This is a genomic window from Synechocystis sp. IPPAS B-1465, assembly GCF_003015225.1.
Classification (GTDB): domain Bacteria; phylum Cyanobacteriota; class Cyanobacteriia; order Cyanobacteriales; family Microcystaceae; genus Synechocystis.
Map to the genome: position 1 here is coordinate 1,750,027 of NZ_CP028094.1, position 12,430 is coordinate 1,762,456.

The 12,430-nt window shown below is 46.6% G+C and carries 14 protein-coding genes; 6 read left to right on the plus strand and 8 right to left on the minus strand.

Translation table 11 applies throughout. The features are described from left to right. Positions 1-101: 101 nt before the first annotated feature. On the minus strand, positions 102-560 hold the full coding sequence (gene rplI / locus C7I86_RS08310) for a 50S ribosomal protein L9 (RefSeq protein ID WP_010872796.1): 459 nt from the start codon (positions 558-560) through the stop codon (positions 102-104). 181 nt (positions 561-741) lie between these two features. Here rplI and C7I86_RS08315 point away from each other — a divergent pair, with 181 nt between their 5' ends. Beyond that, on the plus strand, positions 742-1,617 hold the full coding sequence (locus tag C7I86_RS08315) for a hypothetical protein (protein WP_010872797.1): 876 nt from the start codon (positions 742-744) through the stop codon (positions 1,615-1,617). Between the two features lie 64 nt (positions 1,618-1,681). On the opposite strand, the gene C7I86_RS08320 is transcribed toward C7I86_RS08315, so the two are convergent. Further along, positions 1,682-3,292: a B12-binding domain-containing radical SAM protein gene (locus C7I86_RS08320; protein ID WP_010872798.1), complete on the minus strand. Its 1,611-nt coding sequence runs from the start codon at positions 3,290-3,292 to the stop codon at positions 1,682-1,684. Positions 3,293-3,424: 132 nt separating this feature from the next. Between C7I86_RS08320 and C7I86_RS08325 the strand changes: the two genes are divergently transcribed. The 3 genes from C7I86_RS08325 (at position 3,425) to C7I86_RS08340 (ending at position 5,375) form a co-directional block, all read left to right on the plus strand. Next, positions 3,425-3,943, plus strand: a complete 519-nt coding sequence (locus C7I86_RS08325) for a tetratricopeptide repeat protein (protein ID WP_010872799.1) — start codon at positions 3,425-3,427, stop codon at positions 3,941-3,943. A 439-nt stretch (positions 3,944-4,382) separates the two neighbouring features. Continuing rightward, positions 4,383-4,703, plus strand: a complete 321-nt coding sequence (locus C7I86_RS08335) for a hypothetical protein (protein ID WP_010872800.1) — start codon at positions 4,383-4,385, stop codon at positions 4,701-4,703. A 69-nt stretch (positions 4,704-4,772) separates the two neighbouring features. After that, the gene (locus tag C7I86_RS08340) at positions 4,773-5,375 is read left to right on the plus strand and encodes a GUN4 domain-containing protein (protein WP_010872801.1); all 603 of its coding nucleotides are present in this window, start codon (positions 4,773-4,775) and stop codon (positions 5,373-5,375) included. 9 nt (positions 5,376-5,384) lie between these two features. Here the strand turns inward: C7I86_RS08340 and C7I86_RS08345 are convergent, their stop codons facing one another. The 4 genes from C7I86_RS08345 to C7I86_RS08360 all read right to left on the minus strand — a co-directional run bounded on the left by C7I86_RS08345 (position 5,385) and on the right by C7I86_RS08360 (position 8,482). After that, the gene (locus tag C7I86_RS08345) at positions 5,385-6,014 is read right to left on the minus strand and encodes a Vat family streptogramin A O-acetyltransferase (protein WP_010872802.1); all 630 of its coding nucleotides are present in this window, start codon (positions 6,012-6,014) and stop codon (positions 5,385-5,387) included. A 60-nt stretch (positions 6,015-6,074) separates the two neighbouring features. Next, positions 6,075-6,305: a HypC/HybG/HupF family hydrogenase formation chaperone gene (locus C7I86_RS08350; protein WP_010872803.1), complete on the minus strand. Its 231-nt coding sequence runs from the start codon at positions 6,303-6,305 to the stop codon at positions 6,075-6,077. A 77-nt stretch (positions 6,306-6,382) separates the two neighbouring features. Beyond that, positions 6,383-7,333, minus strand: a complete 951-nt coding sequence (locus tag C7I86_RS08355; protein WP_010872804.1) for a heme o synthase — start codon at positions 7,331-7,333, stop codon at positions 6,383-6,385. Between the two features lie 150 nt (positions 7,334-7,483). Further along, entirely contained in the window at positions 7,484-8,482 is a 999-nt protein-coding gene (locus tag C7I86_RS08360; protein WP_010872805.1) for a heme A synthase, read from the minus strand. A 249-nt stretch (positions 8,483-8,731) separates the two neighbouring features. Here C7I86_RS08360 and C7I86_RS08365 point away from each other — a divergent pair, with 249 nt between their 5' ends. After that, positions 8,732-11,215 carry a hypothetical protein gene (locus tag C7I86_RS08365; RefSeq protein WP_010872806.1) on the plus strand — a complete coding sequence of 828 codons (2,484 nt, stop codon included), beginning with the start codon at positions 8,732-8,734 and terminating at the stop codon, positions 11,213-11,215. A gap of 29 nt (positions 11,216-11,244) precedes the next feature. On the opposite strand, the gene C7I86_RS08370 is transcribed toward C7I86_RS08365, so the two are convergent. Then, positions 11,245-11,670: an EVE domain-containing protein gene (locus tag C7I86_RS08370; RefSeq protein WP_010872807.1), complete on the minus strand. Its 426-nt coding sequence runs from the start codon at positions 11,668-11,670 to the stop codon at positions 11,245-11,247. A 121-nt stretch (positions 11,671-11,791) separates the two neighbouring features. Between C7I86_RS08370 and C7I86_RS08375 the strand changes: the two genes are divergently transcribed. Beyond that, positions 11,792-12,196: a transposase gene (locus C7I86_RS08375; protein ID WP_020861805.1), complete on the plus strand. Its 405-nt coding sequence runs from the start codon at positions 11,792-11,794 to the stop codon at positions 12,194-12,196. On the opposite strand, the gene C7I86_RS08380 is transcribed toward C7I86_RS08375, so the two are convergent. Then, complete coding sequence (locus C7I86_RS08380) at positions 12,131-12,415, minus strand: Uma2 family endonuclease (protein WP_010872808.1); 285 nt, start codon at positions 12,413-12,415, stop codon at positions 12,131-12,133. The two genes, C7I86_RS08375 and C7I86_RS08380, sit on opposite strands and share 66 nt — an antisense overlap. Positions 12,416-12,430: the final 15 nt, after the last annotated feature.

Below are 12,430 nucleotides of genomic sequence, written 5' to 3' on the forward strand. Positions count from 1 at the left end.
CTCCCCCGATATCGATACCCAGAATTTTCCTAGGTCGGGGGGGGAGCATTGACAAAAATCTATCCAGCTCGGCCCCAATGGATCAGCAAGGGCCCGCCGGCTTATAGGGGAGCAACTTGCACTTCCACCGTAGCGATGACTTCGGGGTGCAGTTTGATTTGGGCTTGGTAAAAACCAGTTTTGTGGATATCCGGCAGACTGATGCCCCGGCGATCGAGACTTTGGTTGGTAGCCGCTTCCACTGCATCGGCCACTTCCTGGGTGGTAACGGTACCAAAAATAGCTTCCGCTTCCCCTACTTGTTTTTTGATCACAAATCGACCGATGGTTTCCAGGGCCACTTTGCGGGCTTCAGCGGCATCTTTTTCCGCTTTAAGCCGTTCTAGTTCCTTGAGCCTTCTTTGTTCCACCTGGCGCAAAATACCAGGGGTGGCCACCACTCCCAGACCCTTGGGAATGAGATAGTTCCGGGCATAACCGGGGGCCACTTCCACTAAATCGCCGGTGAAACCTAGTTTATTGATAGTTTCGTTTAAAACGACCTTGACTCGCTTTGCCATAACCGTAATTTTTCCAATATGAAGTTTGTTTAGCTTGTGGAGCAATTCACAAACCTCCATCTTAACCTTTAGGGGGAATCCCGCCAAAATTGGCGATCGCCAGGGAGCAATTTTTACCTGGGGCAATGGACAGAAAGGCAAAGTTACTCTGTTACCATGGGGGACGGCCCTCCGCAACCAGATGCCAATGTCCAGTCTGATTTCCCTTTTTCGCCAACATTATCCCCAGGGCAGTCTCTGCTGTGACCTGCTCGAAATTGACCGGGGGTTATATATAGTCCAAGCCAGCATCACCTTAGAAGGCATTGTGGTGGCCAGCGCGTTAGCAGCCCAGTCTCCCCTAGAAGCTGCTGAGGATTTAGCCAAAGAAAGGGCGATCGCCAGCTTGGATTTAACCCATATTTCATCAACAGTCCCACAGTCTTCCCCAACAGCCATTGTTGAAGATATGGAAGCGAAGCCATCGCCCCCACCTTCCTCCCCTAAAAAAGAAAGTAAATCTCCGAAGCAGAACCATAAAGTCGTTACTCCCCCCGCCATTGTCAATCCGACACCGGTAACTCCTGCGCATCCCCCTACTCCCGTTGTTGAAAAGTCGCCGGAAGTTGAGGCGGCGATCGCCCCTGAGCCAACCTTAACCCCCGCTCCCATTTCCTTTCCCCCTAGTCCTGATCCAGTGCTGTCCTTAGAGGAGCCGACCCCGCCTCCGGCAATGGTCAATAGCACCTTTAATCAACCGGAAGAGTCCGCTCCTATTGACTCCGAACTTCAACTCGACTTTGCGACCCCAGAATTACCCCTCGCTGTTGAAGCTAAACCAGATTCGCCTGAACCGGATATGGCGGTCTCCGGAGCAACAGAACTGCCCGCAGGACCCATGGACTTTTCGGAAATTATTGCCCGCAGTAACCTGGAACTAAAACGACTGGGCTGGACCAGTGACCAGGGACGGAACTATCTTTTGCAAACCTATGGCAAACGTTCCCGTCAGTTATTATCCGATGAGCAGTTAATCGAGTTCCTTGCTTACCTGGAACAACAGCCAGACCCAAATTAATCGGATTGATCCTGCTTTTGTCCCAGGGTTGGTAAAACATAAATCCCCGGGACATTTTATAGGCTTAACTAGCTAGAACTTTTTCTGTTTCTGCGGCGATCGCCGTTGGACTGAGAACTGTTTCTTCTACTTTGTCCTGTTGTTGGCGGCTGAGATAATCTCGCAATTGTTCACCAATTTCCTGGCGGACAATTTCCCGGTATTGGAGGAAATGTTCGTTATGGGCGCAAAGGGTGATGTAGTGCTCAAACACGGCGGGATTATGGCGCAAAATACCGAAAGCATGGTGCCAGAAGCGGAACCTAGTGTCCCGTTTAACGCCCTGCCGCCAAATTACAATCGCCAAAGCCTTTAAATCCACTAAATTGGGGAGTTTGAAAGCGGTCTTGCATTTCGGTGCCCCCAGCTTGAGAAAACAACGGTAATTGCGGTCTAAATAGCCATGGGGATCGTATAACTCCCAGAAAGCCTCCACATACTCGTTGGCAATGTCTTCCAAGGGGCGAGTGGGAATAAAGTTCATCAACGTGGTTTGGTTGATGTTGCCTTTGCTCTCATCCAGCAGGCGATTTTCCCGTTTTAGTCGATGCCACAGGGCTGTGTTGGGTAAAGCCTGGAGCATGGCAAAGGTGGTGGTGGGAATGGCCGTCTGTTCCGCAAAACGGACAATGCGATCGCCAGCCCCCTGTTTTTCCCCATCAAAACCGATGATGAAGCCCGCCATGGGTCGCAGACCAGCTTTGATGATTTTATCAACGGAGTCCGCGAGGGAATTACGGGTATTTTGGAATTTTTTGGTGAATTCTAAACTCTCTTCATCGGGGGTTTCAATGCCCAAAAAGACCGCATCAAAATAGCACTCCACCATCAAATCCATTAATTCCTGGTCATCGGCCAAATCCACCGAGGCTTCAGTGTTGAATCTAAAGGGATATTGGTGCTCTTCCTGCCAAACTTTCAGTTCCTTGAGCAGTAATTTAACGTTGCGCTTATTGCCGATGAAATTGTCATCCACCATAAACACCGATCGCCGCCAACCCAACTCGTAAAGATAATCCAATTCCCTGAGTAACTGGGCTGGTTCCTTGGTGCGAGGCTTACGGCCGTAGAGGACAATAATGTCGCAAAATTCACACTGGAAAGGACAACCCCGGGAAAACTGCACCGACATGGAATCGTAGGCATCCAATTCCAGCAGGTCATAGCGGGGAATGGGGGTAGTGGTAACGTCGGGTTTTTCTTGGGCCCGGATAATACCTGCTGTTTCCCCCCGCTCCAACGCTTCCACAAACAGGGGTAGGGTAATTTCCCCTTCGTCCAAAATCAAAAAGTCTGCTCCGGCATTCTGCACTTCATCCGGTACTGACGTGGCAAAGGGGCCTCCCACTGCGACCAACTTACCGTGGGCCTTAGCTTCCTTGATGTTTTCCACCATGTCATCCCGCTGGACAATCATGCCGGAAATGATTACTACTTCCGCCCAATCCCATTCCGCTTCGGTCACATTGCGGACATTGCGGTCCACCAGCTTAAACTCCCATTCTTGAGGGAGAATGCCCGCCACGGTGATCAACCCTAGGGGAGGCAATAAAACCTTCCGACCCACTAGCTCCAGAATTTTTTCGTAGGACCAGAAAGTAGGGGGAAACAACGGATAGATTAATAGGGCGCGCATGGCTTCTCGCTAAGGGAAGATTTATGTTAAAAAATCTAGGAATTGATTAGGTATGGGCTCAACTTTAGCTAAAGCTAGCACACCCTTGCCAGGAAGTCCCCGAAAGCCAGACCGTTGGCATAGATAAATCCTATGGTTAACCATGGTTATCCCCTAGGCCGCTCCCTCTTGTCCATAGCTATGGCTATGTTGGGGGCATTGTCATTGGTTTTTCCCTTGCCTCTGTTAACCCAAGACATGGTTGACAGTGAGCGTTCCCTGCCATTGCTGGGGGACCATCCCCTGGAGGAAAGGTTAATTGATGGCATGGATGAGGGGATCAAAAAAAATTACCGGGGGGCGATCGCCATTTTTACGGAATTAATTCTGCTAGATCCTAGCTATGCTGATGCCTATTTTAATCGGGGTATTGCCCGGGCCAGAATAGCGGACTACCAAGGGGCGATCACCGACCACAGCCAGGCCATTACCCTAAACCCCCAATTGGCCGAAGCCTACAAAGCTAGGGGGAAAATTTATTGGCAATTAGGAGAGCAAGCCCAAGCCATTGCTGACCTAGAAGCGGCCCTAGCCCTTTTCTCTGACCAGGAAAATCTTGTGAGCCAACGGGAAGCCTGGGAACAACTGCAAACATGGCATGGTAATCCTTAAGAGCCTGTTTGGAAAGTTTTATTCCGCCCCCTAAATCGACCCACTAAAGCTCCGGCAATACTGGAGGACTTTCACTCATTTCCCCCCAAATTTGGAGGGCCAGGGGGGCTTTTCAAACACGTTCTTAAATAGGCCCCAATATTTCTTCTCAACTTCTCCGACAGTTTCCCAAGCCCGTCGATCAATTTTTAACTCCCCTTGCCCACGCCCTAGTTTTACTGAATTTTGCCGATCTTTTTGTCGATTTGAGGGACACTTTTTGCCCACAAATTTGCATATTTGCCCTGGATTCGGGACCATTAACTTGAGTTAAACAAAGTTAAGTTTTATGGCATTTTTCTTTCCTCCCAAATAGCCTTGCTAAGATAGCGGGAAAGCCGGGTTGCTAGTCCCATGGTTGCTTTTTTATTGAGTACAAGGTAAGCATAAATACCTAAACATGAGACATTTTTGCGACGCTTGGATTGAAGAATGGTGTGAAGCCAATGGTTGGACGGATTTGTTCATGGAAAGACTCAATTACTATTGGGCTTTTCCCCCTGGGGCTGTCATGCCGGAGCCCATTCCTGGCAAAATTCTCCGGGCAATTAAACTAGAAAAAGGTCTTTGCGAAGAAGAAAAAGCTTGGTTAACCGCCGCTGTGGCTGTTTCTGCTTTGGCGATCGGTTCTGCTTTTCTGCTCAAAAATCCCATGCCTGTAGTACTGGCTTTTGCTTTTGACGCTGTAACAGCGGGGCGTTTAGAGATGGAAGAAATTTAAAAAATTTGAGAAGATTAATCCATTACCTGCGATATCAAACACTCTGATTGGAGTAACTAAGCAACATTTATGGCTGATTCCATCACCCCAGACTCCAATGAACACAATTATGCTGAGCTGGCTCAACAATGCCAGAATTTGGCCAGCCAAGTCCAGAGCCTCAGCCAACGGGTGGAAAATCTGGAAAGCAAACTGACCTTAATCCCGGACATTGAGCGCTATGGTAGGTTGCAGGAATGCTTAATTGCGGGGGATTTTAAGACGGCGGACCACGAAACCACCCGCATTATTCTCGAAACCCTCAATCGTAATCGGGATAACCTCAGCCCAGAAACTTTATCTGCTTTGCCCTGTACAGTTTTAACGGTAATTGATCGCCTGTGGCGTACCTACAGCGAAGATCGTTTTGGCTTTAGCCGGCAATTGGAAGCCTATCAAAAGGTAGGTGGTAACACCGATACTTTGCGTACCCAAGACCGGAAAGTGATGGGGGCCTTTGCCCAGGAAGTGGGTTGGGTGCAGGAAGGAAAGGTTCGTTTTGATGAGTATGACCAATGGGATTTTTCCCTCAATGCTCCGGTGGGTAGTTTCCCTGCCATTTGGTGGAAGTCTCCCTATGGTTTGAAAATGGTGACTTTTTTCTTCATTCGTTTGTTTGAATGTAACGGCTAGCCCGATGCCCTAACTACAGTTTTTTAACGCTTCGATATCAGCCCCGGCAATTTTGTCCAGATTGCGGGTAATTTTCTCTATGTCCCAATCCCACCAAGCAATGGTTAACAAAGCTTGAACTACTTCGTCCTTAAAACGTTGACGGATAGGACGGGCGGGATTTCCCCCCACAATGGTGTAGGGTGCCACATGGTTAGTGACAACGGCTTTGGCGGCAATAATGGCCCCGTCTCCCACCTTTATTCCGGGCATAATTACCGCTTCGTACCCAATCCACACATCATTGCCAATGACTGTATCTCCCTTATGGGGCGGTTCTTCTTCCAGTTCTGCTGTTTGCCAACCATTAGCAAAAATTGCAAAGGGATAGGTGGAAAATCCTTCCATGGCATGGTTAGCCCCATTCATAATAAATTTTACATTCCGGGCTAGGGCGCAGAATTTGCCAATGATCAGGCGATCGCCAACGAAGGGAAAATGGTACAGAACATTGCGCTCAAAGTTTTCTGAATCTTCGGGATCGTCGTAATAGGTGTAATCACCAATAATTATGTTGGGGTTAGAAACAGTATTTTTAATAAAGCAAATCTGGGCAAATCCCGCCATGGGATGCTTATTTTGGGGATCTGGGCCGTACATTATTTGTCACCCGTAACGGTTCTGGAGTCGTGTCTATTTCTCTATTCTTAACTCTAGGAATTAAACTCCCATTTCTGCCAAGTCTATCAAAGTTTCCTGGGCCGCCTCTTCGTCCACAATGCTAATGGCAAAGCCCACATGGACAATCACGTAATCCCCCACCTTAACCTCGGGTACGTAGGCAAGGCTAATGGTTTTAATGATGCCCCCAAAGCTAACCTTTCCCGTCAGTAACAGGGGATCGGAGTTGGGCATTAAACTGACAACCTGGCCAGGTAGGGCTAGACACATGGGAGGAAAGGAAGGAGGAATTGGCAAATAAGTCAGTGGAGCTTTGAGAAAAACCAAACCTGGGCCATGGTTCAACTTTAACCCAACAGTAAAGTTCCCATTTGGGCCACCAACTGATGGGTGACGGGCAAACTGTCAATCACCATGGCCAGGCAGAGCAACATTAGGTAAAAAATGGAGAACTTGAACAATCCCCTAGCCAAATCCCGATCGCCGGGAGCCTGTTTGAGTTGCCAAGCTTTGACCAGAAATTGTCCCCCCAAAATAATGGCGATCGCCAGATAAAGTATGCCCAACTGGTGCAGAGGATAAACTAGCAGCAAACTGAAAGGCACCACCAACAGTGAGTAGTACCAGATTTGGCTAACGGTTTTTTCCTCCCCCGCAATTACCGGCAACATGGGGACATTCACCTGGGCATAATCATCCTTGATCATCAAAGCCAGGGCCCAAAAGTGGGGGGGAGTCCAAAGAAAAATTAGCGCAAACAGTACCCAGGGAGTCCAGCTTAAATCCCCCGTAACAGCGGCCCAGCCCACCAAGGGGGGAATGGAACCCGCAGCCCCACCGATGACAATGTTTTGGGCCGTGTGTCGTTTCAGCCAATGGGTATAGACCAACATGTAAAAGACAATGCCGGATAATGCTAGGCAACCGCTTAGTACATTGACAAAGGTGGCCAAAAGAGCGAACGAAAGTACCCCTAAGGCTAGGGCGAAAATCAACGCATGGCGGGGTTGCACTTTTCCGGCTGGGATGGGTCGGGCCCTGGTGCGGAGCATTTCATAGTCAATGTCTTGGTCGTAAATACAGTTCAGGGTTTGGGCTGAAGCGGCTGCAAGGGTTCCTCCCAGCAGAGTGATCAGCAATTTGGGTAAATCCACCCGACCTTCCGAGGCAATCCACATGGAAGCAGCGGTGGTAATCAGCAAGAGGGGGATAATTCTCGGTTTGGTTAACTGATAATAACTTTTGCACACCGCCCCCATGGAATCGTGTTGGCGATGGATTTTTGTCGAAGTAACCATAGAGAATCAAAAGAAAGGGTAAGCAGGGGGGAGATCAAAAATTTTTCCTGAATTTTAAGCGAGTATTCCCCAACTGGACAAAAAATGGCAGTTAGTTTAACCGCAACGGCAGAAATTTCCCTCCCTAGGGAGACTTAAAGATTTTTATCATCAGGATGTAATGGGGGCCGTCGGTCGATGGTCCCGCACCGCCAAAACGGCGATCGCCAACAGGGTAGCCCAGAGACAAATTCCCACTGTATGGTGGGCTACGGTTAGGGGTTCAATTTGTAAATGGAGCTTTAGCGTAGCAACTCCCAATAGGATCTGTCCCCCCAAAAGGGCTAGGGCCCCATTGCCCAACTGGCGCAAAAAGGGATTTAGGGCCGGAGTGCGCCTGGTACACCAAAAAGTCAGTCCCACCCCCAACACCGTCGGTAACACCCCCAACAGATGACTGTGCAACACTTGGCAAAATTGTGTGCCGGCGATCGCCAAACACTGATGGGCCGCCCACTGGGAACCCACCAATCCCCCCAGTAAACATTGCAGATAAATGATGGTGGTGCTAGCCAGGGCCACCGGCCTTAACTTGCCCGCCGTTTGATTACTTTGGTAGGGCATCAGACAGAGACCAATGATCACCAAAGAACCCAAAAAAGCCATGGCTGTGCCCAAATGGGCGGTTACAATGTCAAACCGTAGCAGTTCGATCACTGTCAGCCCCCCCAACAATCCCTGCACCAGGATCAACGCCAGGGAGCCTAAGGTAGCCCAGGGTAACCACTTGGGTAGAACCCGACGGAACCACCAGCTCAAGCCCACCAGAATCAGGGTACTAAAACCAATCAACGCGGCATCCAAGCGATGGAACCATTCCAAAAATACCTGTAAATTCATTTGTTGACTGGGAACCCACTGACCATAGCACAGAGGCCAGTCAGGACAGGCCAACCCTGCATTCATCACCCTGGTGGCACTGCCCACCGCCATCAATAACACTGTGGCAATGACAATTTTCCATACCAGCCGACGGATCCAGACTTCAACCTGGACAAAGGCTTGGGGTTGACTTTGGGAGCGAATGGCATTGGGGAGAATAGACTCAGCCATGGTTTTGATCTGCAACCTCAACGATGGGGGCAAGGGGGGGAGAAAAACCCCAGTCACCGTCAGATTCTAACCAACACTCTCCCCAGGGGAAAGAAAACTTGGCTACAGCATCAATATTCTTTAGATTTACTTCAGATTTCCCTGCCCTAGGCGATTGATTTAGTTGAGATCGGGAAAATTTGGTATTTAACCGGTTACATGTAGTTGCGTGGAGGTGAGCAATACACTTAAGCTATTTTATCTGGTGAATTAAATTTGAAGTTATTCTTGTGGCTATCATGGGAGTAATTGCTTCCCATCACAGCTATGGATAAACCCAGTTCCTTTTTCGTTGTAGATTCTGAAGGTTCTCAAATACTTAGGGAAATTTGCATTATTAATCACTGTGGGGAAGTGGTATATGAAGCATTGGTGGATGAAGTCTTAGCAGATCGAGCACAGGGTTTAAAAGTTTTTCCTCTGAAACAGGTGTTGGAAAATTTTTGGCGCATCACCCATGGGCATTTAGTCATTTTCCATTATGCTGACCATGACTGCCGTGTCTTACGAAATAGCTGTTTGCAGGTGGGCATTCCTTGGCGGCCAATAAGCACCCAATGTACTATTGAGTTGGCCAAGGAAAAATATCCCGGCCTAAGCAGTTACTCTTTGGAGTTTTTGAGCAAAAAATTTTTCTTAAAGGTTGAAGGCAAGTATTTCAACCAAGAATCGGCGCACCGCGCTCGCTACGATGCCCTTTTCACCCACCAGTTATACAATTTTTTACAAGATTGCAACGGCTTTTCCAAATCAATGAATATTGGCATTAATCCTTTTTCTTCCAGTAGAGTTGACACCCCTTTTCAGGAACACGTTGATGCAAAAGCTATTTATCAACAACAATTTGAACAACTGAAGGCAATCATTAAGGAAGTCAGACAGGATAAAAATCGACAATCTAAGGGTGTAGTAGTGACAGGGATTCCTGGATCAGGGAAAACCCACCTGATGATGCGGCTCACCAAGGAAATTTTACAGATAAACCGAGTATTATTCATACGCCACCCCAACAATCAAGAATCAATCATTTACCATATTTACAGCCGCATTTTAGAATCGTTCATTTATCAAATTCCCGGCACTAGTTATAGTCAGCTAGAGTTTTTGCTGGCCCATAGTTTTACTAAATTAATTAGCCAAATGAAAAATATTCGGCTGACCCAAAAAGATCAACATATAGTCGATATTGTCCAGCAAAACCCCTTAAATATTTATCAGCTACTAGGAACGGAAGGAACAGATAAGAAACGGGATTACTGGGATCACATTGAAAAAAGAGCCAGTGAATGGTGGACAGAGCACTATGGCATTGGAGGAAATAGCCCTGAAATTATTAAGGGAATTATCAAATTTTGTCGCTATACAGAACGTTATCGTCAACAGACCACTGCACGTTGGTTGGCCGGACAAGAATTGAGTGAAGAAGATTTAATGTTATTGGGTTTGAGTAATTGGCATGAAAACCTGGGTAAGGAGGGCTTTTCCCTGGAAGCAATTTCAGTTTTCAGTAAATTATCCTTGTTGGACGAGCCGTTAGTAATGGTATTTGATCAATTGGAAGTGCTGGGTTTACCCAAAAACCAGAGCTTATTAATTGGCTTCGGCGAAGCGCTTAAGGAAATTTTTACCCATGTGCCCAACTGTTTGGTTATCCTAAACCTTTTTCCAGATCGGTGGCAATATTTTCAGTCCCATTGGGATTCTTCCGTGGTGGAAAGGGTAGGCCAATATCACATTAATCTTGACCGTCCAGACGATCAATTGATGGGTCAGGTGTTGATGACCAAGGCTGATGCAGTAGGGGTTAAGCTCACGGATATATTTAGTGAGCAAGAAATTACCTCCCTTTTGCGCTCACCGTCAATTCGTCACTTGATCAATAATGCTTCCAAACTTTATTCTGCTAAGGCTAATGGATCTGGCATCATCCCTCAGAATTTCGACCTTGGTAACAAAAATCTTGATTTCGAGCAAAGATTAAATTTACTGGAAAATGGATTAAGTGATTTGCAAGCAAAAATTTACGACATTGGCTTGACTTTAACAAACTTTTTTGCTCCTACAAGCCAGAATGTAAGCAAAGCATTAATTGGTAATCCCGTGGGGGAAACTAATCAAAATAATGAAATTGACGCTGATCTTAATTTCAATTTTTTCATTACAGAAAATCAGTCGCAACAATCGCTAGAAATACAGGTAAAAGATTTCTTCTGCCAAAATCGTGAAATCTTAAAAGATGATTATCAAAAACTACAAATAATCACTGAATCCGATGATATTGGCAAACTAAAAATTATTTTGGAAGCCCTTAACTCAATACACTCTTTCAAAACTGATTTTCTTAGTCTGGGCAGAAAAAGGTTACCAGAACATATCTTGATTCGTACCGCTAAAGCCTCAACAGTCATCGCATTTTTGCACCGCGATGGTAGTCAATTTACCAACTATATTAAGAACTTTAATCAATTGGTGTCATTGGAGAAGAGGCATCAATTTCACCTCTGGCGAGATCGACGGCAAAAGGCTATCACCGGCAAAGTTGGCCGGGAAGAAATTGAAAAACTCAATAATTCTGCCAACGGACAATTTCAATTTATGGAAGAGCGGGAACGGGTGGACTTTGAGCTGTTGTATTTGTTGATCACAGCAATTTATAACCAGGACATAGAGCTGGAAATAGGGCAGGCTTGGTCGATCGCCTGTGGGGAATTAAGGCATAACTGGTTGGTTCAACTGTTAGACCATGGTTGAATCCCGGCGATGGGAACCGAAATTTTTTTCTAGCCTTTAAGGCTATAGACACGCTGCCATTGCTCTTCTGTGACCCGAAAGTTGGTGCTGTTGGGAGCCCGAATAACCAGTAAATCCCGTAAAATCTGGTCCTGTTTGAGTTCGTGGCGGCGGAGGGGTTGGCCCAGCAACTTGCGTAGGAATCTGAGCTGTACCCTCGGTTTATCCAACTTAGCTTGGTCAGACATTAGCCAATATTGCCCATCGGGTAGCTCTGGGTAAATTTCCGGCGGCTTAGTTACTTCGGCAATGGCATAAATCCCTGCTTCTGGCCCGGCCATCCAGATCAAAGCCCGATCGCCAACTTGAATTTCTTTGCTATAACGGGTCACCAACCAGGGCAATTCCTCTTGCTCCTCAATGGCTTGAAGAATGCGATAGTACTTAGGATTGCCTTGAAATAACCAGTAGGCCATGGTGGGGTCGCGAATCAGAACAACTGCGGTGGGAACTGGGCCGGGGGAATAAAATTATCCCTCTTTCATCAGACTGAGGGAATTAAAATGGAGATAAAAGGCTGAAAAGCCCGGAGGGAGAATGACAAAGACAAGAGAGGCGAAAAAGACAGTACAGTGTGTAGACACATATAGTGAATTGTATAAAGATATATTTCCAGAAGTGAGGTCTTATGAGTCATTTAAATATATCATTGTGGGAATATTAAGTGATATAAAAAGAAAGAGTCTACCTGCAATAGCATCATCACTAGGATTGAAAAATGAACAGGGACTACTGCATTTTATGACAGATTCTCCTTGGGAATTAAAAGAATTAGAAAAAAGAAGATTAAATATTATCTTAGAAGTTTTAGAAGGAAGAGAAATAATAGTAATAATAGATGAAACAGGAGACCCCAAAAAAAGGGAAAACAACAGATTATGTAAAAAGACAATACATTGGAAATTTAGGAAAAATAGAAACCCGACTTTTAATGTGGGGTAATAGAACGCCCAGCAAATTAATAACCAAATCATCGTGGGGAATACTGCTACCAGTCATAGCTAGGATTTCCCCGTCAATGTACTCGTGGCAGATTTCTTGTTTCGCTTCCCAGGCTAGATATTCCTCTGGGGTCAATGGGGTCGGTCGGAGGTCGGGCGAAGCAATCATGGTTAATTTGCCGCCAATTTGGCGATCGCCATTAGGTTGATCAACAATCACATTTACATTTTAAAT